Annotated in this window: 23 protein-coding genes; 6 read left to right on the top strand and 17 right to left on the bottom strand. The window is 68.8% G+C overall.

Going from position 1 to position 22,488, the window contains the following annotated elements; genetic code table 11:
- Positions 1-51: 51 nt before the first annotated feature.
- The 3 genes from SNAS_RS14770 to SNAS_RS14760 form a co-directional block, all read right to left on the bottom strand.
- Entirely contained in the window at positions 52-960 is a 909-nt protein-coding gene (locus tag SNAS_RS14770) for an aldose 1-epimerase family protein (protein ID WP_013018242.1), read from the bottom strand.
- Positions 957-2,357: a glucose-6-phosphate dehydrogenase gene (gene zwf / locus SNAS_RS14765; RefSeq protein WP_013018241.1), complete on the bottom strand. Its 1,401-nt coding sequence runs from the start codon at positions 2,355-2,357 to the stop codon at positions 957-959. Before zwf ends, SNAS_RS14770 begins: the two co-directional genes overlap by 4 nt.
- 68 nt (positions 2,358-2,425) lie before the next feature.
- Entirely contained in the window at positions 2,426-2,899 is a 474-nt protein-coding gene (locus SNAS_RS14760; protein ID WP_425281045.1) for a shikimate kinase, read from the bottom strand.
- A 102-nt stretch (positions 2,900-3,001) separates the two neighbouring features.
- On the opposite strand from SNAS_RS14760, the gene SNAS_RS14755 reads away from it, so the two are divergent.
- The gene (locus SNAS_RS14755) at positions 3,002-3,520 is read left to right on the top strand and encodes a PH domain-containing protein (RefSeq protein ID WP_013018239.1); all 519 of its coding nucleotides are present in this window, start codon (positions 3,002-3,004) and stop codon (positions 3,518-3,520) included.
- Here SNAS_RS14755 and SNAS_RS14750 read toward each other — a convergent pair.
- Positions 3,517-4,071: a GNAT family N-acetyltransferase gene (locus SNAS_RS14750; protein WP_013018238.1), complete on the bottom strand. Its 555-nt coding sequence runs from the start codon at positions 4,069-4,071 to the stop codon at positions 3,517-3,519. The genes SNAS_RS14755 and SNAS_RS14750 overlap by 4 nt on opposite strands.
- A 51-nt stretch (positions 4,072-4,122) precedes the next feature.
- Between SNAS_RS14750 and SNAS_RS14745 the strand changes: the two genes are divergently transcribed.
- Entirely contained in the window at positions 4,123-4,971 is an 849-nt protein-coding gene (locus tag SNAS_RS14745; RefSeq protein ID WP_013018237.1) for a MerR family transcriptional regulator, read from the top strand.
- Here the strand turns inward: SNAS_RS14745 and SNAS_RS14740 are convergent.
- Entirely contained in the window at positions 4,934-5,761 is an 828-nt protein-coding gene (locus SNAS_RS14740; protein WP_013018236.1) for an MBL fold metallo-hydrolase, read from the bottom strand. The two genes, SNAS_RS14745 and SNAS_RS14740, sit on opposite strands and share 38 nt — an antisense overlap.
- Complete coding sequence (locus SNAS_RS14735; protein WP_013018235.1) at positions 5,745-6,701, bottom strand: MBL fold metallo-hydrolase; 957 nt, start codon at positions 6,699-6,701, stop codon at positions 5,745-5,747. Before SNAS_RS14735 ends, SNAS_RS14740 begins: the two co-directional genes overlap by 17 nt.
- Before the next feature lie 90 nt (positions 6,702-6,791).
- On the opposite strand from SNAS_RS14735, the gene SNAS_RS37205 reads away from it, so the two are divergent.
- The gene (locus tag SNAS_RS37205; protein WP_013018234.1) at positions 6,792-7,094 is read left to right on the top strand and encodes a LysR family transcriptional regulator; all 303 of its coding nucleotides are present in this window, start codon (positions 6,792-6,794) and stop codon (positions 7,092-7,094) included.
- Between the two features lie 113 nt (positions 7,095-7,207).
- Here the strand turns inward: SNAS_RS37205 and SNAS_RS14725 are convergent, their stop codons facing one another.
- Entirely contained in the window at positions 7,208-8,068 is an 861-nt protein-coding gene (locus tag SNAS_RS14725) for a serine hydrolase (protein ID WP_013018233.1), read from the bottom strand.
- A gap of 157 nt (positions 8,069-8,225) precedes the next feature.
- On the opposite strand from SNAS_RS14725, the gene SNAS_RS14720 reads away from it, so the two are divergent.
- The 3 genes from SNAS_RS14720 to SNAS_RS14710 all read left to right on the top strand — a co-directional run bounded on the left by SNAS_RS14720 (position 8,226) and on the right by SNAS_RS14710 (position 11,508).
- Positions 8,226-9,830, top strand: coding sequence for an AMP-binding protein (locus SNAS_RS14720; RefSeq protein ID WP_013018232.1), 1,605 nt, complete (start codon positions 8,226-8,228; stop codon positions 9,828-9,830).
- A gap of 68 nt (positions 9,831-9,898) precedes the next feature.
- Positions 9,899-11,086, top strand: a complete 1,188-nt coding sequence (locus tag SNAS_RS14715; RefSeq protein WP_013018231.1) for a molybdopterin-dependent oxidoreductase — start codon at positions 9,899-9,901, stop codon at positions 11,084-11,086.
- Positions 11,083-11,508: a hypothetical protein gene (locus SNAS_RS14710; RefSeq protein ID WP_013018230.1), complete on the top strand. Its 426-nt coding sequence runs from the start codon at positions 11,083-11,085 to the stop codon at positions 11,506-11,508. The genes SNAS_RS14715 and SNAS_RS14710 overlap by 4 nt, the downstream gene beginning before the upstream one ends.
- A gap of 47 nt (positions 11,509-11,555) precedes the next feature.
- On the opposite strand, the gene SNAS_RS14705 is transcribed toward SNAS_RS14710, so the two are convergent.
- From SNAS_RS14705 to uvrC, 10 genes are all read right to left on the bottom strand, one after another.
- Positions 11,556-11,900 carry an RNA polymerase-binding protein RbpA gene (locus tag SNAS_RS14705; RefSeq protein ID WP_013018229.1) on the bottom strand — a complete coding sequence of 115 codons (345 nt, stop codon included), beginning with the start codon at positions 11,898-11,900 and terminating at the stop codon, positions 11,556-11,558.
- Positions 11,901-12,109: 209 nt separating this feature from the next.
- Positions 12,110-12,352, bottom strand: coding sequence for a preprotein translocase subunit SecG (secG, locus tag SNAS_RS14700; protein ID WP_013018228.1), 243 nt, complete (start codon positions 12,350-12,352; stop codon positions 12,110-12,112).
- Between the two features lie 104 nt (positions 12,353-12,456).
- Positions 12,457-14,178: an ABC transporter substrate-binding protein gene (locus SNAS_RS14695; RefSeq protein ID WP_013018227.1), complete on the bottom strand. Its 1,722-nt coding sequence runs from the start codon at positions 14,176-14,178 to the stop codon at positions 12,457-12,459.
- Between the two features lie 195 nt (positions 14,179-14,373).
- Positions 14,374-15,156, bottom strand: a complete 783-nt coding sequence (gene tpiA, locus SNAS_RS14690) for a triose-phosphate isomerase (RefSeq protein WP_013018226.1) — start codon at positions 15,154-15,156, stop codon at positions 14,374-14,376.
- On the bottom strand, positions 15,153-16,352 hold the full coding sequence (locus SNAS_RS14685) for a phosphoglycerate kinase (protein WP_013018225.1): 1,200 nt from the start codon (positions 16,350-16,352) through the stop codon (positions 15,153-15,155). Before SNAS_RS14685 ends, tpiA begins: the two co-directional genes overlap by 4 nt.
- Positions 16,352-17,353, bottom strand: coding sequence for a type I glyceraldehyde-3-phosphate dehydrogenase (gene gap / locus SNAS_RS14680; protein ID WP_013018224.1), 1,002 nt, complete (start codon positions 17,351-17,353; stop codon positions 16,352-16,354). The genes SNAS_RS14685 and gap overlap by 1 nt, the downstream gene beginning before the upstream one ends.
- Before the next feature lie 174 nt (positions 17,354-17,527).
- Entirely contained in the window at positions 17,528-18,508 is a 981-nt protein-coding gene (whiA, locus tag SNAS_RS14675; RefSeq protein ID WP_013018223.1) for a DNA-binding protein WhiA, read from the bottom strand.
- Between the two features lie 4 nt (positions 18,509-18,512).
- Positions 18,513-19,439, bottom strand: coding sequence for a gluconeogenesis factor YvcK family protein (locus tag SNAS_RS14670; RefSeq protein ID WP_013018222.1), 927 nt, complete (start codon positions 19,437-19,439; stop codon positions 18,513-18,515).
- Positions 19,436-20,338 carry an RNase adapter RapZ gene (rapZ, locus tag SNAS_RS14665; RefSeq protein WP_013018221.1) on the bottom strand — a complete coding sequence of 301 codons (903 nt, stop codon included), beginning with the start codon at positions 20,336-20,338 and terminating at the stop codon, positions 19,436-19,438. Before rapZ ends, SNAS_RS14670 begins: the two co-directional genes overlap by 4 nt.
- Before the next feature lie 35 nt (positions 20,339-20,373).
- Positions 20,374-22,470 carry an excinuclease ABC subunit UvrC gene (gene uvrC / locus SNAS_RS14660; RefSeq protein WP_244409145.1) on the bottom strand — a complete coding sequence of 699 codons (2,097 nt, stop codon included), beginning with the start codon at positions 22,468-22,470 and terminating at the stop codon, positions 20,374-20,376.
- Positions 22,471-22,488 lie beyond the last annotated feature (18 nt).

Below are 22,488 nucleotides of genomic sequence, written 5' to 3'. Positions count from 1 at the left end.
GGGTGGGACCCGTCGCTGGGTGACACGGGTGGCTGAACCGCGCGGCTTCGGTCAGGCGGTGGCGGCGATTCCCCAACAACCGGTGATGGTGCCGCCGGGGTCCAGGCGCACCAGGTCGTCACCGGTGGCGAAGGCGTTGGGCGGCGAGGTCATGGGTTCGACGCCCAGCCCCTGACGCGCCAGAGTGGACGGGACATTGTCGGCGGTGTAGATCTCCAGCCACGGTTGGGTGCGGTCGAGCCAGAACGAGGTCGTGCGGTTCTCGCCGGACAGGTGCACCCAGGCGCGGCCGTCGGCGCCGCGGGTCAGGCCGGTGAACGCCAGGTCAATGCGCTGGTCGCCCAGCAGTCGTCCGTCGCGCAGGTCGTAGTCGGTTCCCTTGACCGGCTGTGGCGGGCCGTACGGGATCATCCGGCCGTCGACGGGCAGGTGGTCGTCGGCGGGGACGCGGACCACGCAGGTGTCGATGGGCTGGCCGACGGTGAGGTACGGGTGGGCCCCGTGGGCGTAGGGGGCCGGGCGGGTGCCGCTGTTGGTCGCCGTCAGCCGGACGGTCAGCCCGCGCGCCGCGTCCAGTGTGTACTCGACGTCGAGGTCGAGCCGGAACGGGTAACCCGGGCTTCCCAGCAGCCGGTGGGTCAGCCGCACCCGGTCCGCCTCGTGTTCGGCCGGGGCCCAGGTGGCCCAGCGGGCGAGTCCGTGGATGGCGCAGTCGTATGCGGGTTCGTTGATGTCCAGTTGGTAGGCGGTGCCGTCGAAGCTGTAGCGGCCGTGGTCGACGCGGTTGGGCCACGGGATCAGCAGCTGCCCGAACGCGGCCGGGGCGGTCTGGTCGGCGCCGTGCGACAGGATCAGCGGTTGGTCCTGAAAGGTCAGTTCGCGCAGTCCCGCGCCCGCTTCGGTCACCGTCGCCCGGTAGCCACCGGCGGCGATCGGGAACTGTTCCCCCGTCAGGCTCATGACGCCCCCATCGATCCGATGTCGTGCCAGCCGTCGGGGCCGGGCATGAGTTCGGCGGCGGCGGGACCCCAGGTGCCCTTCACGTAACGGATCGGGGTGTCCGTGGTGTCGATGATGCGCGACACGATCCGCCAGCACTCCTCCACCACCGGGAACGAGGTGAAGTACTCCCGGTCGCCCGTGATCGCGCCGTCGAGGATGTTCTCGTAGGGCAGTTCCTCCCGCCCCAGCGCCTTGGCGAAGTCGACGTCGACGGGAACCGGGCGGGCGTCCTCGCCGTCCTCGGGTTTCTTGACCATCACGTCGATGCTGAGCCCGGCCTCGGGTTCGAGCCGGAACCGGATCAGGTTGGGCGGTGTGGCGCCGTTCAGCGCCGGGTACAGGTCGATGGGCGGTCGGCGCATTTCGACGACGATCTCGGTGGCGCTCAACGCCAGGCACTTGCCGCTGCGGATGTAGAACGGCACCCCCGACCAGCGCCAGTTGTCGATCCACAGTTTCACTGCCACGAAGGTCTCGGTGTTCGAGTCCGGTTTCACGCCGTCGACGTCGAGATAGCCGTGGTACTGACCCCGGACGGTGTCGGCCGGTTCGATGGTGCGGGCCGCGTGCAGCACCCGCCACTTCTCGAGCTTCTCGACCTTGGCGTCGGGGGTGCTCGGCGGTTCCATGGTCAGGAAGCTGAGCACCTGCAACAGGTGGTTCTGGAACACGTCGCGCACACAGCCGACGGCGTCGTAGAAGGAGCCTCGGTCGGCGACGTCGAAGTCCTCGGCCAGGCTGATCTGAACATTGTCGACACAGGTGCGGTGCAAAGTGGTTGCGAACAGGGTGTTGGCGAAACGGGAGACCTTCAGGCCCTCGACCGGTTCGGACCCCAGGAAGTGGTCGACGCGCAGCAGGTGTTCCTCGTCGAAGTACCGGGCCAGTTCGACGTCGAGACGCTTGGCCGAGTCCAGGTCGTGCCCGAAAGGCTTCTCCACCACCAGCCGCGAGTTCTGGTTCAGCCCCACTGTGGCCAGCGACTGCGCCACCGTCGTGAACAGCGACGGCGGGATGGCCAGGTAGTGGGTCAGGTAGCCCAGTCCCTTCACCTCGTCGCGCAGCCGGTCGAAGGTCCCCGGGTCCTTGAAGTCGCCGGTGACGAGGCTGAGCTGCGAGGCCAGCTTCTCGAACACGGCCTTGTTGACGCGTTTGACCGACGCGACCACCGCGGCGTAGGCGTGTTCGCGCAGCGCCGCGTCGTCCCAGTCGGCGGCGGCGACCCCGACGACGGGAATGTCGAGCCGCCCGCGTTTGGCCAGGTGGTAGAGCGCCGGGAACAGCATCTTCTTGGCGAGATCGCCGGTGATTCCGAACAGGACCAGCGCGTCAGCACGCGGAACAGTGGCAGTCACGAATCAAGCACCCCGTGGCTGACTTTACCCAAAAATTCGGTTACGACACTTGATTCCTATATGCGCGGTCACTTCGACGCGCCGACGGCGTCGAGGATGAGCCGCGCCGCCGGTTCGGGACGGTTGGCGGCCACGTCGACGGTCAGGTCCGCCAGTTCCCGGTAGTGGGGTTCGCGCCGGGCCCGCAGCGTCTCGGGGTCGAAGTCGGGCCGGTGCGAACTGGACTGCATCCGCTGCTCCAGCACCGCGTCGGGGGCGTCGAGCCACACCACGAACGGCGTCCGCAGCGCCTCGCGCACCCGCGGGTCCTCCACGACACTGGCCGCGGCGGCGATGACGCGCGGCGTTCGCTCCAACGCGTCCAGCACGTGTTCGGCCTCGCGGGCGTGCAACACGTCCGGGCCGAGGGTTTCGGCGATCTGGTTGGCGCTGTGGCCGTAGCGTTCGTTGAGGTACGCGTCGCTGTCGGTCATGGGCAGGCCGAGCGCCTCGGCGACCAGCCGTCCGGTCGTGGTCTTGCCCGTGCCCATCAGACCGACCAGGACGATGCTTCGCGTGACCGGTGCCGCCGCCGGAGTGTGAATGACAGACCTCCCTGGGATGAGACCCGGTTGCGAATCTAACAGGCCGGTTAGGGTCTCGGAATGACCGACGCTTCCGGCGACCGCCTCGTCCTGCGCCATTGGCCGACCCTGCTGACCTTCGCGGGCATCGCGCTGCTGTGCTTCGCCGGGCTGGTCCCGATGACCCGCAGAGCCGCCACGATGCGAGCCGACGGGCAGCCGGAGAAGCTGGTGCTGGTCTGGCTGCTGTGCCTGCTGTTGCTGGTACTGGGTGTCAGCGCGATCGCGAAGCTGCGCGAGCGGCTGGTGTTCGACGACGAGGGCGTCACCATGGTCAAGGCCGTCGGACGGCACACGATCCCGTGGTCCGAGGTGACCGGCTGGGAGGTCGAGTCGGGGCCGCGCCGGTGGCTGATCCGCGCGTGGTGTGACGAGCGGCCGATCGTGGTGTTCCGACTGTTGCTGCCCAGCGGTTTCGGCCATTCCACCGTCCTGGACGAGGCCTATCCCGAGCCGCCACTGGCCGCGCCCGGTTCGGTGCACAGGACCTTCGACGAGCTGGTCGTGCACTGGCAGGCGGCCCGGGGCACGGACGGCTAGTCGCGGTCGCGGACGTGCCGGTGGCCGGGGCCCGGGTACTCCGGCGGACGCGGCGGAAGCTCCGCCTCGAGCCGGAAGCCGCTCTTGTCGGCCACCCGGCACGAGGCCGGATTGTCCACGGCGTGAAGCAGATCGACGCGTTTGACCCGGTCCCACTCGGCGAATATCCACGGGGTGACGGTGGCGACGGCACGGGGAGCGACGCCCAGTCCCCGGGCGGCGGTGACGGTCCAGTAGCCGACCTCGACGGCGGCCGGATCGAAGTCGCTGACCATCTTGACCACGACGTGGCCCAGTATCCGCTCGTCGTCGGCGCCCAGGACGGCGAAGCTGTGGCGGGTTCCAGCGTTCCAGGATTCGACCTGCCGACCGATCCAGTCGCGGGCTTCGGCAATCCCGTCCAACGGGAACATCAGGGTGCGGCGCATGTCGGGGTCGTCGTGGGCCGTGGCCAGCGCGGCGGCATCCGCGGGATGCCAGGGCCGCAACAGCAGCGCCGGGGTGGTCGCGACGGCGTCGGCGGTGAGGGTGACGGGTGGGTTCGCACACATGCCCCAAGTATTGACTCTCCCACGATGTCAGGGTCAATACTCGAGTCCATCATGTTCACCATCGGAGATTTCGCCAGGCACGGCCGGGTTTCGGTCCGGATGCTCAGGCACTACGACGCCATCGGGCTGCTGAGCCCCGCTCACGTGGACCGGTCCACCGGCTACCGGTACTACCGGGCCGAACAGTTGTCGCGCCTCAACCGGCTGGTGGCCCTGAAGGATCTGGGGTTCACGTTGCGGCAGGTGGGTTCGATCCTCGACGAGGACATCACCGTCGCGGAGCTGCGGGCGATGCTGCGGCTGCGGCGCACCGAACTGGAGGAGACCATCGCCACGGCGCGCTCGGGGCTGCTCCAGGTCGAGGCGAGACTCCACTCCATCGAGAAAGAGGACTCCATGCCGGACGAGGACATCATCGTCAAAAAGCTGCCCGCCGTCGACCTCGCCGAACTGTCCGCCCCGGCCGACAGCTTCAGCCCGCACCACATCGGACCGGTCGTGGACGGGCTGTTCGATCAGCTGAGAGCCCGGCTGGCCGCCGCCGGGGTGTCGGCCACCGGCCCCGACACCGTGTACTTCGAGACCCCGGACCAGCTCGGCGAGCAGATCATCGTGCACGCGGGTCTGCCGGTGGCCACCGGAACGGCGGCCGAGGACTTCGACGTCACGACCCTGCCGCCCGTCGAGACCGCGGCCACCGTCCTGTTTCCCGGCCTGGGCAACGGTTTCCTGGCCATCAGCCAGCAGCTGGTGCGGTGGGTGGACACGCACGGCTACCGCTTCGACGGCCTGGCCCGTCAGATCAGCTTCGGCTCCTCGACCGACACCGCCGAACAGGTGGCCGAATTGCAGGCGCCCATCGTCAGAACGTGTGGGACTCCAGGTGGTCCAGCTGAATGAACTTCGACGACGGACTGACCTCGGCGACCTTCTCGCGCAGTTTCGCCGCGCCGTACTCGTCGATCGCCGGTTCCTTCAGCGGCGCCGCGAAGTCGTCCCAGTGGGTGGGGATCACATAGGGCGGGTACCCGGTGGCCTCGAACATCCGCTTCTCGTAGCGCGGGTAGTTCGGGGTGGTGCCCTGCATGAACAGGACGGTGGGCCGGATCCCCGCGATCTCGCGTTCGTGGAAACCCGGGGTGGCGACGAAGAACAGCGAGGTCTTCCCGAACGTGACCAGATAGGACAGACTGCCTCCCTCCAGGAGGTGCTTGACCTTGGTGGGGCGCTTGGGGACCTCGGTCAGGGTGCCGCCGAACAGCTGGGTCTTGTGTTTCCCGGCGACGCTGTGGGTGGAGGCGAAGACCTCGATGGTGTAACCGTCGAACTGGTACAGCTCTCCCCCACCGACCTGCGCGAGCTGCTCTTCGGGAGTGTCCATGGCGCGCAACAGGTTCAGGTGCGTCTCGGTACCCAGGACGGTGGCCTCGGTCTGCTTCGCGATGTACGGCACGTCCCCCATGTGGTCGTAGTGGCTGTGCGTGATCAGGACGGTGTCGGCCCCGTTGATGTGCTCGTCCACCGCCTTCTCGTCAACGGACAGCGGCGTGTTCGGGTTGAACTTGCCGTCCTTGCCCTCGGTCGGGAAGCGCGACACCCAGGGATCGACCAGGATGGTCTTGCCACCCGAGATCACCTCCCAGGCGTTGGTGCCCAGCCAGCTAACGGTGATCTCAGCTTTGGAAGTCATGGTGCTCCAGGTGGTCGATGCGGACGAACTCGGAATCGGGGCTGGCCTTGGCTACCCGCTTCTGCAGCGTCTCGATGTCACCGCCGGGCACGGCCGGTTCGGTGAGGGGTTTGTCGAAGTCGTCCCAGTGGGTCGGCACCACGTAGCGCGGGTAGCCGGTGGCCTTCAGCAGCCGTTCGACGTAGTCGGGGGTGTGGCCGCCGCCGGGCTGTATGAACAGGACGGTGGGTGTGAGTCCCTCAGTCTGGTGCTGGTGGAAGTTGGCCGAACCGGCGTTGAAGAAGGAGACGCCGCCGAAGTCGAGCAGGTAGGTGAGGCTGCCGCCCTCGACGAGGTGCTTGATCTTCATGGGCCGCTTGGGAACCGAGGTGCGTGTCCCCGCGAACTCGATCTTCTTGTGGTCACCCTTGGCCGAGTGCGTGGACTTGAACACCTCCACCGTGCAGCCCTTGAACTGGTAGAACTCGCCGCCGACGACCTGTCCGAGCTGTTCCTCGGGGGCGTCCATGGCGCGCAACAGGTTCAGGTGGGTCTCGGTGCCGATGACGGTGGCGCCGGTCTTCTTCGCGATGTACGGGACGTCGGCGATGTGGTCCCAGTGGCCGTGGGTGACGAGGATGGTGTCGGCTTTGGGGAGGTGCTCGTCGATGACGTCCTCATGGACCTCGATTTTCGTCTCCGGGTTGGCGCCCGCCTCGGTGTAGGCGCCGGTGGGAAAGCGGCTCACCCACGGGTCGATGAGGACGGTGGTCTCCTCGGTGGTGAACTCCCAGGAGTTGGTGCCCAGCCAGCGCAGTCGCACGCTCTTCCCGGTCGGTTCGGCTCCGGCCGTGGCGGCGGCGATGGTGACGGGGATCGAGGCGGCCAGTGCCGCGGCGCCACCCCATTTCACCAGGCTGCGGCGGCTGAGCGCGAAGGATCGATGGTTTCTGTCGGTCATGGGCGACAGTAAAGCCCGCGACCGGGCGCTGTGTCCAATATCAACGGTAATATCCGGCGATTACCGGATTGATATCGTCGCCGCGTGGACATGTTGCGGCACCTGGAGTGTTTCGTCGTCGTTGGTGAAGAACGTCACTTCAGTCGTGCCGCCGAACGGCTGGGCATGGAGCAACCGCCGTTGAGCCAGCGCATCCGGCGGCTGGAGCGGGAACTGGGTGCGCAGCTGTTCGATCGCGGTGGTGGGCAGGTGTCATTGACGGCGGCGGGTCACGTACTGATGCGGGAGGCACCGGAGTTGCTGCGGCGCTATCAGCGGATGCGGACGCTGGTGCGGCGCGCGGCCGACACCGACGAGGCCGAGCCGCCGCGCCCGTGGTCGGCGCTGTACTGAACGTAGCCGGGCCGCCGTACCGACGCTCGCGCGCTCTTGCTTGTGACCGAGGCGTCGCAGCCATGGTCGCGGCATCGTGATCGCGGCCGGGTACGCCGCGCTTGTGGGCGCGCTCAGGCGTTTCCGGCGCTGAGCTTCTCGGTGAGTCGCAGCGCGGCCAGGCTCATGGCCCGTTCCACCTCGCGGAAGTTGGGGCGGCTGGTGCGCACGAACACGGCGATGGCGTGGCGGCGGCCGTCCGGCCATTCCCATACGGCCACCTCGTTGAGCCAGCCGGGCAGCGAGCCGGAGCGGCCGTGCGCGACGACCTCGCTGGGTGCCAGCCGGGCCAGCCGTCCGGTGAGCTGGCGCCGCATCCAACCCCGCACGTCGCGGGCCACCTCGGGCGGACCGTTCCAGACGTGTTCCAGGAACCGGGTCAGGTCGACGGGCGTGGAGGCGTTCGTGCGCTGCGGATCCCACACGCTGGTTCCGCGCAGTTCCGCGGTCGAGACCGAGCCGCTGGCCAGCACCGGGGCCAGTGCCTCCAGGTCGTTGACGTCGAGGTCGCGGGCCAACTCCTCCAGGATGGCGCGGGGTGAGCCGATCAGTCTGGTGCCGGTCAGTCCCAGCCGGGCGGGCAGACTGCGAAGGCCGCCCGCCCCCATGTGCCTGACGACGACGTCGGCGGCGGTGTTGTCGGAGACCTCCATCATGAGCCCGGCCAGGTCACCGACGGCGATATGGGCGTCGTGGCGGAAACCGGCGGTGCCGGTACCGCCCAGCCGGTCGGCGGCGGTGACCCTGATGGGGGTGGCCGGGTCGATCGTGCCCTCGGCGACCCGGCAGCGAAACTCCCAGGCGATGAACAGCTTGATGACCGACACGAGGATGACCGGGGTCGTCTCGCGGACACCGAGGGCGCGACCGTCGTCGATGTCGCGGATGTGCGCGTACACCTCGGCGTCCAGCGGGTCGAACAGGTCGTCGAGCATCAAGCCTCCGGGTCGGGTCGGGATCCGGAATTTACCCGACCTGTCCTCGCCGTGGCCGAGGGTCGGGTCGCGAAGTGACGGGAGTTGCGGCGCTGGCGCGCTACCTTACTCGCTGGTAAGGTATGGACGAGCTCGTCGCCGCCCCGAGGAGTCCACTATGACCGCAGCGATGAAACGTGCCGTCCGGGCGCTGGGCACCGGCTGGCACATCGGTTCCACCATGGCCCGGCGCGGCCTGCTGACGCCCGGTCGACCCGACCGGGTGGTGCGGCAGGTGTCCACTTTGGCGCGCTGGGGGCTGGGGCTGGCGGGTGAGTTCGCCTCGGCGGCGCGCCGCGACCCGGAGTGGACGGCCGTCGTCGACGAGGACGGACCGGTCAGTTTCGCCGAACTCGACGAGCGCACCGACCGGCTGGCCCGGGTGCTGGCCGAGGGTCGTCCCGAGGGGCCGCCCCGGGTGGCCGTGTTGTGCCGCAACCACACCGGGATGATCGCGACCCTGATCGCCTGCGGCAAGCTGGGCGCCGACGCCGTCCTGTTCAACACCGGATTGTCGGCGCAGCAGGTGCGTCAGGCCGTCGACGACCACGACATCGCGGTTCTGGTGGCCGACACCGAGTTCCTGCCGCTGCCAGACCTGCCCGACGGCGTGCGCGTCATCGCCGCCGAGGGTGACGGCGCCGACGGGCTGCGGGCGCTGGCCGAGGCCGCCGAGCCCGGCGGCCACTCCCCTCCCGCCGCCACGGGCCGCACCATCGTGCTGACCTCCGGCACCACCGGCACCCCCAAGGGAGCCCGGCGCCCCAAACCGGCGCTGCACTCGCTGACGGCGCTGCTGTCCAGGATCCCGCTCAAGGTCGGCGATCGCATCCACATCGCCGCGCCGATCTTCCACACCTGGGGTTACGCGGCCCTGCAACTGGCCATCGCGATGCGGGCCACGATCGTGCTGCGCCGCCGCTTCGATCCGGAGCCGAGCCTGCGCACGCTGTCCGAACACGACTGCACCGCGATGTTCGCCGTCCCGGTCATGCTGCAACGGCTGCTGGAACTGCCGCCGGAGGTGCGCGACGGCTGCGACACCGCGAGCCTGCGGGTGGTGGCCACCAGCGGTTCCAGCTACCCCGGCGACCTGGCCACCCGGTTCATGGACGCCTTCGGCGACGTCCTGTACAACCTGTACGGCACCACCGAGGTGTCGTGGATCAGCATCGCCACCCCCGAGGAGTTGCGCGCCCACCCCGACACCTCCGGCAGACCGCCGCACGGCACCACGGTGCTGCTGCTGGACGAGGACGGTCGCGAGGTCGACCGTGGCGTGCCCGGGCGCATCTTCGTCGGCAACGAGATGCTGTTCGAGGGCTACACCGACGGCAGTAGACGCTCCACCTTCGACGGAACCATGGACTCCGGCGATCTGGGGCACCGCGACGAATCCGGACTGCTGTATGTGGACGGCCGGGCCGACGACATGATCATCTCCGGCGGCGAGAACGTGTTCCCCTCCGAAGTGGAGAACCTGCTGGCGCGGCTGCCGCAGGTGCGCGAGGTGGCGGTCGTGGGCGTGGCCGACGAGGAGTTCGGGCAGCGGCTGGTCGCCCACGTCGTGGTCGCCGAGGGGCACGAACTCGACGCCGAGACCGTGCGCGACCACGTCCGCACCCACCTGGCCCGCTTCAGCGTCCCCCGGGACGTGCGGTTCCTGGAGCAGCTGCCGCGAAACGCCACCGGCAAGGTGGTGCCCCGGCTGCTGGGCGACTGAGCCAAGATCATTACGGCGGCCTTACGGCCGGAACGAAAACCGGACTCGGCCAGCACGAGCGTGGTGTCATGGCCGACATGGTTTCGAGCAAGCGGGTCGCCCGGGCGGCCACCGTCGTCCGGCGACATCGGCTGTCGCCGTTTCGGGACGGCGCGTTCAGCACCTTCCTGCACAATCCCCGCACAGCCACGGTGCTGGGGCGGCTCATCGCGGCGTGTTTCGCGCTGTGCCTGTTGACCGGGCTGTACAGCCATTTCCTGCAGGAACCGCTGGGCTGGATGACGTTCCCGGTTCGGCCGGTGTGGCTGTACCGGCTGTCGCAGGGGCTGCACGTCGCCACCGGAACCGCCCTGATCCCGCTGCTGCTGGCGAAACTGTGGACCGTCTACCCGCGACTGTTCACCTGGCCGGTGGTGCGCAGTCCGTTGCACGCCCTGGAACGGCTGTCGATCGCGGTGCTGGTGGCGACGTCGCTGCTGCAACTGTTCCTGGGCTTCGCCAACACCGTCAAGTGGTACCCGTGGTCGTTCTCGTTCCGCACCGTCCACTTCTGGCTGTCGCTGGTGATCCTGGGGTCGCTGCTGATCCACATCGCGGTGAAGCTGCCGCTGCTGCGCGGCAACTGGCGCAAACCCAAGGATCCCGAACCGACCCCGGCCTCCGGTTGGTCGCGGCGCGGCTTCTTCGCCACCGTGGCCGCCGCGACCGTCGCGGTCACCGTCACCACCGTCGGCCAGAGTTTCACGCCGCTGGGCGGGCTGGCGCTGCTGGCGCCCCGCAAACCGGGTGTCGGTCCGCAGGGGCTGCCGGTCAACCGGACCGCCGCCCAGGCGAACGTCACCGAGACCGCGACCGACGCCGGTTACCGGTTGACGGTGCGCGGCCCGAGGACGTACTCGCTGAGCCTCGACGAACTCAACGCCCTGCCGCAGCACGAGGTGGAACTGCCGATCGCCTGCGTCGAGGGCTGGAGCCAGAACGCGCGCTGGGGCGGTGTCCGGCTGCGCGACCTGTTGAAGCGGGCCGGGGCGCCGCCCGACGCGGACGTCGAGGTGGCGTCCCTGGAGACCGACGGCCACTACCGGACCTCACGGATGGGCCCGGAGTTCGCCCAGGACGCGGCGACGCTGCTGGCGCTGCGGTTGGACGGCGAGACCCTCCACATCGATCACGGATACCCGGCCCGTCTCATCGCGCCCGCCCGGCCCGGTGTCCTGCAGACCAAGTGGGTCGCGACGATAGAGGTGCTGTCATGAGGTTCGTACGGGTCGTGTTGATCGTGACCGGGGTCGGCTTCGCCGCGTGGGGCGCGGCGGGCCTGCTCGCGGAGCAGTCCCCCGCCGATCTCACCGGGCTGGCGGTGTGGCTGGGCATGGCGGTGGCGGTCCACGACGGACTGCTGGCGCCACTGTCGCTGCTCGCGGGCGCGCTGGCCTGGCGGGCGCTGCGGCCGCTGCCGCGACCCGTCCGTCAGTTCACGACCGGCGGGTTGCTGGTGGCGGGCACGCTCGCGTTGCTGGCCCTGCCGCTGCTGATCCGGTATCCGGTGGTGTCGAACCCGACGGCGCTGCCGCAGTCCTACGGGAGCAACCTCGGCTGGCTGCTGGTGACGGTGCTGGGCGCCACCGGCGTGGTGACACTGGCCGGATGGTGGCGGGGGCGGCGGGGCCGCGATTGACCGGTCCGGGCGAGCCGCCGCCCGACGGCGTCGGTCGCGGACCTGGTTCAGGTCTCGCCGCGGGAGGCGCGCAGGCTCGCCAAAGCCTCGGCGAGCAGTGCCTCGCCGTCTTCGGGGCTGCGGCGTTCCATGACGTACGCCAGATGGGTCTTGAAGGGCCGCGAGGTGGGCGGCTCGGGTGGGGATTCCCGGTCGGTACCGGCCGGAAGGCCGCAGCGGCGGCACTCCCAGGTTTCGGGGATGTCGGCGCGCAACGAGAACGACGGCCGGGTGTGGTGGCCGTTGACGCACCAGTAGTCGACGAACTGACGGGGCACGGGCTCACCGTGCTCGGGGCAGCCGGCAGGCCGTCCACCGACCCTGGTGCCGCGAATCGCGTTTCCACTGACCATATTTGACGGGCTCCTTCACAGGGGGGCGCTGTGGTACGGAGGGCACCATCGGACGAACCGATGAGGGTGCCTGGCCGGAAGTCCGACCGAGATCGAGTCTATGACCCATACCACCCTGTATGAAAGGGTGAGAACCCGAGAAATTGATCTTACCTAACGTCACCCTGACGCTACAGTAACGCCTGATGCGCGAGGGAACGTGAAGGATTTCAGCCCGAGCTGACGATCTGGCGCAGCAGGATGCCGAAACCGACGATCCCGATCAGCCACAGCACACCGACGATGACGGTGATGCGGTCGAGGTTCTTCTCCGCCACCGCGGAGCCGGACACGTTCGAGCTGACGCCGCCGCCGAACATGCTCGACAGACCGCCGCCCTTGCCCTTGTGCAGCAGCACCAGAAGGATCAACGCGGCGCTGGTCACCACCAACACGCCAACGAGCACGTACATCAAAGCCTGCATAGCGGTTTAAACGGGTCCTTCCAGGTGATGCGGCAAGACTGCTGCCGCGCCGTGGTCACGGCTGTCGGTTCGCGGAAGCATATCGCACGTTCTCATTTGACACCCAGCGAGGCGAAGTCGATGCCGCCCCACTGCGGGTTCAGCACGCCGCCGCGTACGTCGACGCCACACAGGTTCAGCGCCTTGGGGTACACGATCGGGACGACCGCGGCCTCCTTCTGGATCTGCTCGTCCAGGTCGGCCCACAGTTCGTACGACCGCTTGCGGTCGGTCTCCATACTGGCCTCGTCGATCCGCTCGTTGATCTTGGGATCATCCAGTTTGGAGTAGTTGCTGTTGAGGCCGGGCTTGATGAGGTCGCCGTCGAACAGCGCCGGGATCACGCCCGAGCCGCCCGGCCAGTCCGGGATCCAGGAGGCGATCGTCAGGTCGTGCAGCTTGTCCGGTTGGGACAGCGTGTCGAAGTACTTGTTCGGGGCGATCTTGTTGACCTTGACGGTGATGCCCAGGCGCCCGAAGGTCTCCGCAATCGTGTCGCCGGTGCGTTCACCGCGTTCGGTGTCCTGCACGTCGAGGGTGAGGCTTTCGGGACAGCCCTTGGCCTCCTCGAGCAGTTCCCGGGCCTTGTCGAGATCGCCGTCAGGGTCGCCGTCCAGGCCGTAGACGTCGTGGTCGCGGTGCGCCGGATCCGACGGCGGCAGCATCGTGGTGGCGTAGTCGCCGAACACGTCGCCGCCGATGGCGTCCATGTACTTGCTCTTGTTGAACGCGTACATCAACGCCCGCCGACAGTCGCGGCCCTCCACGGTCTCGGTGTTGATCGCCATGTAGGTGACGCCGCTGGTGGAGCCCGACACCGTCTGCTTCTTCAGCTGCTTGTCGTTGACGACCTGCGAGACGAACTTGTTCGGCACCGAGTCGTACAGGACGGCGTTGTCGTAGCCGGGGTTGTCGGACACGATCTGCTGCGCGACCTCCTCGGGGTCCTTGCCGAGTTCGAGGATGATCTTGTCCGGCTTGGCATCGCGGATCTTGTCGGTCTCGGAGTCCCAGAACCGGTTGCGTTCGAAGACCGCGCGTCCCGGCGTGTCGCCCTTGGAGGGCTTGTACGAGGACAGTTTGTACGGTCCGGTCGACACCGGTTCCTCGCCGTAGTCGGCCCAGGTGTCGTGCTGCTCCGGGACCGGGGAGAACGCGGGCAGGTTCACCGCGGACGGGAAGTTGGCCTGCGGCTCCTTCAGGTCGAAGCGGATGGTGCGCTTGTTCTCGCAGGTGACCCCGGAGAGGTCCTTGTCGGACTTGTCGCCCTTGGGTCCTTCGTAGTCCTCGGGGACGTCAAGCCATTCGGTGGGATAGCTCGGGCCGCCGGTGATCTTGGCGTCCTTGCGTCGCACGTCGAAGTTGCGCAGCACGCCGTAGCGCACGTCCTCGCAGCTGAGCTCGGTGCCGTCCTGCCATTTGACGCCGTCGCGCAGCGTGTAGGTCCAGGAGGTGTTGTCCTTGTTGGGTTTGCCGGTGTCGGTGGCCAGGTCGCCGACGAGCTTGGGCTTCTCCCCCGGTTTGGCGGTGAACGTCGTCAGTGTCCGGGTGATGAGTGTGGACACGTTCAGGCCGGTGATGACGTACACGCGCTGCGGGTCGAGGGTCTCCAGGGTCTGGGTGAAGACGCGCACCGTGCCGCCCTCGCCGGGTTTCGAGGCGACCGTCTCGGGTTTGGGGGTGTCGGCGGTGCAGGCTCCGGCCATCGTGACCGTCAGCGCCGCCACCATGGCAAGCGCTATATGCCTGCGCGCGTATCCCGCTATTCCACGCATCCACCACACTCCTGAAGGGGGCATACAGGATCTGCACCGACCAGCCCGGGGCCGGTGATTCAACACCCTAAGACGCCAGGCGCGGAAATGCCACACCGCCCCGCTAAAAATAACGGTACGGACACCCTGTGATCACCGAAGGTGCCCGTACCGCCTACGTCCAGTATGTTCAGTCGAGTAGAGCGCTGCTTCCGCTTACACGTTGTTGTGCTCAGGGAAGCGACAGATCTTCACGAATTCGTCGGCGTCGATGCTCGCGCCGCCCACTAGGGCGCCGTCGATGTCCGGCTTCTTCATGATCTGTGCGACGTTGCCCGCTTTGACCGAACCGCCGTAGAGGATGCGTACCTTCTCGGCGGCCTCGGGGTGGTCCTTGGCCAGCGCCGCGCGCAGCGCGCCGATGACCTCCTGCGCGTCGTCGGGCGCGCAGGTCTTGCCGGTGCCGATGGCCCACACCGGTTCGTAGGCGACCACGAGCTTGTCGACCTGTTCGGACGACAGTCCCTCGATCGCGGCCAGCAGCTGGCCCACCGAGTGCTCGACGTGCTCCCCGGATTCGCGCACCGGCAGCGGTTCGCCGACGCACAGGATCGGGGTGATCTCGTTGGCCAGCGCCGCTTTCGCCTTGGCGCCGACGAGTTTGTCGTCCTCGCCGTGGTACTGGCGCCGCTCGGAGTGGCCGACGGTCACGTAGGTGCAGCCGAGTTTGGCCAGCATCGCCGCCGAGATCTCGCCGGTGTAGGCACCCGAGGCGTGCGCCGACACGTCCTGGGCGCCGAAGCCCAGCAGCAGGTTGTCGCCGTCGATGACGGTCTGGACGCTGCGGATGTCCACGAAGGGCGGCAGTACCACCACTTCGACGTCCGACAGCTGCTTCTCGTCCAGGCTGAAGGCCAGCTTCTGCACCAGTGCGATGGCCTCGAAGTGGTTGAGGTTCATCTTCCAGTTGCCGGCGATGAGAGGCTTGCGGTCGCTCATTGTGACTCCAGTATCGACAGTCCGGGGAGGGTCTTGCCCTCCAGGTACTCCAGGCTGGCACCGCCGCCGGTGGAGATGTGGCCGAAGCCGTCCTCGGGCAGGCCGAGGGTGCGCACCGCCGCCGCGGAGTCGCCGCCGCCCACGACGGTGAAGGCGTCCGAGTCCACAAGCGCCCGTGCCACCGTCCTGGTGCCGTCGGCGAAGGCGGAGAACTCGAACACGCCCATCGGGCCGTTCCAGAACACCGTCTTGGACTTGCCGATCTCGACGGCGAACCGGGCGGCGGTCTCGGGGCCGATGTCCAGGCCCATCCGGTCAGACGGGATCGCGTCGACCGCGACCGTCTCCGGCTCGGCCTCGGCGCTGAACTGGGCGGCCGTGATGGTGTCGCTCGGCAGCACCAGTTCGACGCCGCGTTTGGCGGCCTCGTCCAGGAAGCCCTTGCAGGTGTCGATCTGGTCGGACTCCAGCAGTGAGGTGCCGACGTCGTGGCCCTGCGCGGCCAGGAAGGTGAACATCATGCCGCCGCCGATGAGCAGCCGGTCCACCTTGTCCAGCAGGTTGGCGATGACGGCGAGCTTGTCGGAGACCTTGGCGCCGCCCAGCACCACGGTGTAGGGGCGCTGCGGCGACTCGGTCAGCCGCTTGAGCACCGACACCTCGGTGGTGATGAGCTTCCCGGCGTAGTGCGGCAGCAGCGTGGCGACGTCGTAGACGCTGGCGTGCTTGCGGTGCACCGCGCCGAAGGCGTCGTCGACGTAGAAGTCGTTGCCCTCGGCCAGTTTGGTGGCGAAGTCGAGCCGTTCGGCGTCGTCCTTGCTGGTCTCACCCGGGTTGAACCGCAGGTTCTCCAGCAGCACCACGCCGCCGTCGCCCAGGGCCGACAGGGCCCGTTCGGCGTCGGTGCCGACGGTGTCGGTGGCGAAGCCGACCGTGGTGCCCAGCAGTTCCGACAGCCGCACCGCCACCGGCGCCAGGCTGTACTTCGCGTCCGGTGCGCCCTTGGGGCGGCCCAGGTGCGCGCACACCACCAGTTTGGCCCCGGCGTCGCGCAGCGCCGTCAGGGTCGGCAGCACGCCGCGGATCCGGCCGTCGTCGGTGATGCGGTCGCCGTCGAGTGGCACGTTGAGGTCGGCGCGCACCAGGACGCGCCGACCCGTGACACCCTGCTCCAGCAGGGTTTCCAGTGTCCGCATCAGTTCGAGCCGACGAGCTTGACCATGTCGATGAGGCGGTTGGAGAAGCCCCACTCGTTGTCGTACCAGCCCACGACCTTGACCTGGTCGCCGATCACCTTGGTCAGGCCCGCGTCGAAGATGCAGCTGGCCGGGTCGGTGACGATGTCGGACGACACGATCGGGTCCTCGGTGTAGGACAGGACGCCCTTCATCGGGCCCTCGGCGGCGGCCTTGATGGCGGCGTTGACCTCTTCGACCGTGGTCTCGCGCGACGCGGTGAAGGTCAGGTCGGTGGCCGAGCCGGTCGGGATCGGCACCCGCATCGCGAAACCGTCCAGTTTGCCCTTCAGCTCCGGCATGACCAGGCTGATGGCCTTGGCGGCGCCGGTCGACGCCGGGACGACGTTGATGGCGGCGGCGCGGGCGCGGCGCAGGTCCTTGTGCGGCCCGTCCTGGAGGTTCTGGTCCTGGGTGTAGGCGTGGATGGTGGTCATGAGACCACGCTCGATGCCGAAGTTCTCGTGCAGGACCTTGGCCATCGGGGCCAGGCAGTTGGTGGTGCACGAGGCGTTGGAGATCACCGTGTGCTTGGCCGGGTCGTAGTCGGTGTGGTTGACGCCGTAGACGATCGTGATGTCCTCGTTCTTGGCCGGAGCCGAGATGATGACCTTCTTGGCGCCGTTGTCGGCGTGTGCCTTGGCCTTGGTGGCGTCGGTGAAGAAACCGGTGGACTCGATGACCACGTCGGCGCCGACGTCACCCCACGGCAGCTTGGCCGGGTCCTTCTCGGCGAACACCTTGATGGACTTGCCGTTGACGGTGATCTCACCGTCGTTGGCCTTGACCTCGTAGGGAAGCCGTCCCAGGATGCTGTCGTACTTCAGCAGCTGCGCGGTGGTGGCGGCGTCGCCGAGGTCGTTGAAGGCCACCAGCTCGATGTCGGCACCCGACTGGAGAACTGCCCGGTAGAAGTTGCGACCGATGCGGCCGAAGCCGTTGATGCCTACGCGAATGGTCACGCGATCCATCTCCTTAAAGGAAAAGCGGAATGTCCATAAGTTCCCTGGCGACCGCGTGCCCGTTGACTCGGATGCGACGCTCGACATCCCTGTGAACCAACCGCGCGCGGCGGCCTATGTCGGCCTCGTCGCCGAGCACCCCAGACCTTACCTAAGGCGCCACGGCACCGGCCGTCAGGCCACCAGCATCTCGTCGGTGACGACGGCCTCCACCGGCGGTTCCCCGGCCGCGGCGGCGTGCTTGTTGGCGAGGTTGATGAGGCGGCGGATCCGCCCGGCGATGGCGTCCTTGGTCAGCGGCGGGTCGGCCATGGCGCCGAGCTCCTCAAGGGACGCCTGCCGGTTGGCCAGCCGCAGCCGTCCGGCCTCGGCGAGGTGGCCGGGAACCTCGTCGCCCAGCAGTTCCAGGGCTCTGGAGACCTTCGCGGCGGCGGCGACCGCCGCGCGGGCCGAGCGGCGCAGGTTGGCGTCGTCGAAGTTGGCCAGCCGGTTGGCGGTGGCACGCACCTCGCGCCGCACCCGGCGTTCCTCCCAGGCCAGCACCCCGGCGTGGGCGCCCAGCCGCACCAGCAGCTGGCCGATGGCGTCGCCGTCGCGGATGACCACCCGGTCGACGCCGCGGGCGTCGCGGGCCTTGGCGGTGATGCCCAGTCGCCGGGCCGCGCCCACCAGCGCCAGCGCCGATTCCGGGCCCGGGCAGGTGATCTCCAGCGAACTGGAGCGGCCCGGTTCGGTCAGGGAGCCGTGGGCCATGAACGCGCCCCGCCAGGCGGCCTCGGCGCAGCACAGGTTCCCGGCCACCACGTGGGCGGGCAGGCCCCGCACCGGGCGGCCCCGGGCGTCCAGCAGGCCGGTCTGGCGGGCCAGGGCCTCGCCGTCGTTGATGACCCGCAGCACGTAGTGGGTGTGGCGGCGCAGGCCACCGGCGGTGAGCACCTGCATCTCGCTGTCGTAGCCGTAGGCGTCCTGGATGGCGGCCCGCAGCCGCCGCGCCACGCTGCCCGCGTCCAGTTCGGCTTCCACCACCAGTGAACCGCCCACCAGGTGCAGTCCCCCGGCGAACCGGAACAGCGCGCTCATCTCGGAGCGTCGGCAGCACGGTTTGCTGTTGTCTATGCGGCTCAGTTCATCCTTGACGGAAGCCGTCATCGCCATATCGTTACTTCCCCACCTCGGCGTGATCTATGACTGGTCGCAAGGCGTCGGCCAGTGCCCGCCAGTCGTGGCGGTCGCAGCGGCCGGACGCGGCGACCGGGGCCAGCAGCAGGCGTGCCCCCAAAGATTGTGCCGCACGCGCCACCGGTTCGGGCTCACCGGTGGCCTGGGTGTCGGCCACGACGACGTCGGCGGTGAAGCCGGGCGAGTAGGCACGCAGCGCCACCAGGTGTTCGGCCAGTGACAGGCCGTCGGTTTCATTCTCCCGGGTGAGATTCAGGACGACGACACGCCGGGCGGGGCTGGCCTCGATGGCGTCGCGCAGGTCGGGGACCAGCAGGTGCGGGATGACGCTGGTGTACCAGGATCCGGGGCCCAGGATCAGCCAGTCGGCGGCGGCGATGGCGTCCAGCGCCTGGGGGCAGGCCTTGGGGGCGGCGGGGTGGAGCCGCAGGTGGCGCACGATGCCGTCGCTGACGGCCACGGCGTGTTGGCCGCGCACCACCCGGGATTCGCGTTCGAACTCGATCTCGGCCTCGATGTCGAGCGGGACGGTGGCCATCGGCAACACTCGTCCGTCCACGTTGAGCATCCGGGCGGCGGCCTCGACGGCGGCCACCGGGTCGCCGAGGGTGTCCATGAGTCCGGCCAGCAGCAGGTTGCCGACGGCGTGTCCGGCCAGCGAGTCGTCGCCGCCGAAGCGGTGGGCGAACACTTCGGACAGTTCGTCGTCGCGCCTTGACAGCGCGATGAGGGCCTTGCGCAGATCCCCCGGTGGCACCAGGTCCCGGGTTTCGCGCAGTCGTCCCGAGGAGCCGCCGTCGTCGGCGACGGTGACGATCGCGGTGAGGTCCACATCGAAGCCGCGCAGCGCCTTCAATGCCGCCGAGAGGCCCTTGCCGCCTCCCAGCGCGACGACCCGCCTCCTCATTCGAGTCCCATGTCACGGTGGTGCGGGTAGGCCGACAACCCGACGGCGCGCAGCCGGTCGGCCAGAGCCTCGGCGATGGCGACGCTGCGGTGTTTGCCGCCGGTGCAGCCCACCGCGATGGTCACGTAGCGTTTGCCCTCGCGCTCGAAACCGGGCACGGTGGTGCTGATCAGGTCGGTGAAGGTGGCCAGGAAGTCGTCGGCTCCGGCCTGACTGAGCACGTACTTGGACACGTCGGACTCGGTGCCGGTGTGCTCGCGCAGTTCGGGGATCCAGTACGGGTTGGGCAGGAACCGCACGTCCACGACGAAGTCGGCGTCCAGCGGGATGCCGTGCTTGAAGCCGAACGACAGCGTCGTGATGCGCACCCGGCGGGTGTCGGCGGGGGCGAACAGTTCCTCCACCCGGGCCCGCAGCTGGTTCTCGTTGAGGTTGGAGGTGTCGATGAGGGCGTCGGCGGTCTCGCGGGCCGAGGCCAGCACTTCGCGTTCGGCGGCGATGCCGTCCAGGATCCGTCCCGAGCCCTGCAACGGGTGGGCGCGGCGCACCTTCTCGTAACGGCGCACCAGGACGTCGTCCTCGGCGTCGACGAACACGACCTTGGGCTTGAAGCCGCGGTTCTTCAGTTCGGCGACGGCGCCGACCAGGTCGGCGGTGAAGGCGTGCGAGCGCACGTCCAGCACCATGGCGGTGCGGCGGGTGGCGTCGCCGGACTCGAAGACCAGTTCGGCCATGGTCACCATGAGGGCTTCGGGCAGGTTGTCGACGACGTAGTAGCCGACGTTTTCCAGGGCCTTGGCGACGGTGCTGCGGCCACCCCCCGAGGTACCGGTCACGATGACCAGGTCGAGGTCGGCGCGGCTGCGTTCGGCGCCCGGCGGCGAGACGAGATCCGGCATTCGTCGAGTATGCCCGCCCGCGAGCGGGACCCGGCTCACGACCCGGCGTCGTGGCCCGGGTTTCCCAAGCCGGACCCGTCCTGTGTGACCGGCGCCTCGGCACTGCTCACAGCGTCGGACGGCTCGGTGCCCGAGCTCTCGGATTCGGCGGCGTCGGACGGCCTCGGCTCCGTGTCCCGCGCGTCGGCTTCGGGCTTGTCGCCCTCGGCCACGGTTTCCGGCTGATCGGCTGCGGCCGTTGGCGTCGCGCCCTCGGTCAGCGAGGCGGTGATGGTGGCCGCCAGGGCGGGGCCGATGCCGGTCACCTCCGCTATCTCGTCCACTGTGGCTTCTCGGATCTTCTTGACCGAGCCGAAGTGCCGCAACAGCGCCTTGCGGCGCGTCGGGCCCAGGCCCGGGACGCTGTCGAGGGCCGAGGCGGTCACCTTCTTGCCCCGCCGCTTGCGGTGCAGCGAGATCGCGAAGCGGTGCGCCTCGTCGCGGACCCGCTGCAACAGGTACAGCGCCTCGGAGCGGCGCGGCAGGATCACCGGGTACTCCTCCCCCGGCAGCCACACCTCCTCCAGCCGCTTGGCCAGGCCGCACACGTTGACCGTGTCGATGCCCTGCTCGGCCAGGACGTTGTCGGCCACCGCCACCTGCGGGGCACCCCCGTCGACGACCAGAAGCTGTGGCGGGTAGGCGAAGCGGCGTTTCTTGCCGTCCTCGTCGATGAGCGGCGCGCTCTCGTCGACCTTGCTCAGCCGCCGCGTCAGCACCTCGTGCATCGAGGCCAGGTCGTCGGTGCGTTCGCCGCGCACCACGAACCGCCGGTACTCGGCCTTGCGCGGCAGGCCGTCCTCGAAGACCACCATGCTGGCCACCACGTCGGTGCCCTGCATCTGGGACACGTCGAAACACTCGATCCGCAGCGGGGCGCCGGGCAGGTCCAGCGCCTCGGCCAGTTCCTCCAGGGCCTTGCCCCGGGTGGTCAGGTCGGAGGCGCGTTTGAGTTTGTGCTGCACCAGGGCCTGCTCGGCGTTGCGTTTGACGGTCTCGGCCAGCGCCTTCTTGTCGCCGCGCTGCGGGATGCGCACCCCCACCTTCGAACCGCGCAGTTCCGACAGCCAGTCGGTGAGCGCGGTCGCGTCCTCCGGCAGCGCCGGGACCAGCACCTCCTTCGGAATGTCCTTACCCGACCGTCCACCATAGAACTGGGTGCACAGCGAGTGGACGAGGTCGCCGTCGGTGACGCCCTCGGGTTTGTCGACGATCCAGCCGCGCTGCCCGGTGACCCGGCCGCCGCGGACGTGGAAGACCTGCACCGCCGCCTGCAACTCGTCGTCGAACATCTCCACCACGTCGATGTCGGTGCCCTTGTCCTCGGCGAGCACCACCAGCTGCTTCTCCAGCGCCCGATGCAGCGCGGCCAGGTCGTCGCGGCGGCGGGCGGCGCGCTCGAAGTCCAGCGCCTCGGAGGCCTCGTGCATCTCGGCCTCGACGCGTTTGACGAAGGTGTCGGTCTTTCCGGCCATGAACGCGCAGAACTCGTCCACGATCTCGCGGTGCTCGGCGGCGCTGACCCGCCCCACGCAGGGGGCGGCGCACTTGCCGATGTCGCCCAGCAGGCAGGGCCGGTTGATCTTGCGGGCCCGGTTGAACACCGAGGCCCCGCAGGTGCGGGCCGGGAAAACCCGCAGCAGCAGGTCGAGGGTCTCGCGGATGGCCCAGGCGTGCGAGTAGGGCCCGAAGTAGCGCACGCCCTTGCGGCGGTCGCCCCGCATGACCTGGAGCCTGGGGTACTCCTCGTCGAGGGTGACTGCCAGGTACGGGTACGACTTGTCGTCGCGGTACATGACGTTGAACCGCGGGTCGTACTTCTTGATCCAGGTGTACTCCAGTTGCAGCGCCTCGACCTCGGTGGCCAGCACCACCCAGTCGACGGAGGTCGCGGTGTGCACCATCTGGTAGGTGCGCGGGTGCAGCTTGGTCGGGTCGGCGAAGTACGAGTTCAGCCGCTGCCGCAGGCTCTTGGCCTTGCCGACGTAGATGACGCGTCCGTCGGTGTCGCGGAAGCGGTACACCCCCGGCGATTCGGGAATCGTACCGGGGGCGGGACGGTATGGCAGGCTGGCGCCGGTTTCGGTGACCACGTCGGACAGGTTAACCGC

This window comes from Stackebrandtia nassauensis DSM 44728 (assembly GCF_000024545.1).
Lineage (GTDB): Bacteria > Actinomycetota > Actinomycetes > Mycobacteriales > Micromonosporaceae > Stackebrandtia > Stackebrandtia nassauensis.
This window is presented reverse-complemented; position numbering and strand designations above follow the sequence as displayed.

Excerpts from the sequence above, each read along its gene's own strand:
- SNAS_RS14685 (WP_013018225.1), bottom strand. The coding sequence starts at position 16,352 with ATGCGGACACTGGAAACCCTGCTGGAGCAGGGTGTCACGGGTCGGCGC.
- SNAS_RS14770 (WP_013018242.1), bottom strand. The coding sequence starts at position 960 with ATGAGCCTGACGGGGGAACAGTTCCCGATCGCCGCCGGTGGCTACCGG.
- SNAS_RS14755 (WP_013018239.1), top strand. The coding sequence starts at position 3,002 with ATGACCGACGCTTCCGGCGACCGCCTCGTCCTGCGCCATTGGCCGACC.
- SNAS_RS14735 (WP_013018235.1), bottom strand. The coding sequence starts at position 6,701 with ATGACCGACAGAAACCATCGATCCTTCGCGCTCAGCCGCCGCAGCCTG.
- tpiA (WP_013018226.1), bottom strand. The coding sequence starts at position 15,156 with ATGAGCGACCGCAAGCCTCTCATCGCCGGCAACTGGAAGATGAACCTC.
- SNAS_RS14705 (WP_013018229.1), bottom strand. The coding sequence starts at position 11,900 with ATGGTCAGTGGAAACGCGATTCGCGGCACCAGGGTCGGTGGACGGCCT.
- SNAS_RS14725 (WP_013018233.1), bottom strand. The coding sequence starts at position 8,068 with ATGCTCGACGACCTGTTCGACCCGCTGGACGCCGAGGTGTACGCGCAC.
- SNAS_RS14740 (WP_013018236.1), bottom strand. The coding sequence starts at position 5,761 with ATGACTTCCAAAGCTGAGATCACCGTTAGCTGGCTGGGCACCAACGCC.
- SNAS_RS14745 (WP_013018237.1), top strand. The coding sequence starts at position 4,123 with ATGTTCACCATCGGAGATTTCGCCAGGCACGGCCGGGTTTCGGTCCGG.
- rapZ (WP_013018221.1), bottom strand. The coding sequence starts at position 20,338 with ATGCCGGATCTCGTCTCGCCGCCGGGCGCCGAACGCAGCCGCGCCGAC.
- SNAS_RS14695 (WP_013018227.1), bottom strand. The coding sequence starts at position 14,178 with ATGCGTGGAATAGCGGGATACGCGCGCAGGCATATAGCGCTTGCCATG.
- SNAS_RS14720 (WP_013018232.1), top strand. The coding sequence starts at position 8,226 with ATGACCGCAGCGATGAAACGTGCCGTCCGGGCGCTGGGCACCGGCTGG.
- whiA (WP_013018223.1), bottom strand. The coding sequence starts at position 18,508 with ATGGCGATGACGGCTTCCGTCAAGGATGAACTGAGCCGCATAGACAAC.
- SNAS_RS14715 (WP_013018231.1), top strand. The coding sequence starts at position 9,899 with ATGGCCGACATGGTTTCGAGCAAGCGGGTCGCCCGGGCGGCCACCGTC.
- SNAS_RS14710 (WP_013018230.1), top strand. The coding sequence starts at position 11,083 with ATGAGGTTCGTACGGGTCGTGTTGATCGTGACCGGGGTCGGCTTCGCC.
- secG (WP_013018228.1), bottom strand. The coding sequence starts at position 12,352 with ATGTACGTGCTCGTTGGCGTGTTGGTGGTGACCAGCGCCGCGTTGATC.
- SNAS_RS37205 (WP_013018234.1), top strand. The coding sequence starts at position 6,792 with ATGTTGCGGCACCTGGAGTGTTTCGTCGTCGTTGGTGAAGAACGTCAC.
- SNAS_RS14750 (WP_013018238.1), bottom strand. The coding sequence starts at position 4,071 with ATGTGTGCGAACCCACCCGTCACCCTCACCGCCGACGCCGTCGCGACC.
- SNAS_RS14670 (WP_013018222.1), bottom strand. The coding sequence starts at position 19,439 with ATGAGGAGGCGGGTCGTCGCGCTGGGAGGCGGCAAGGGCCTCTCGGCG.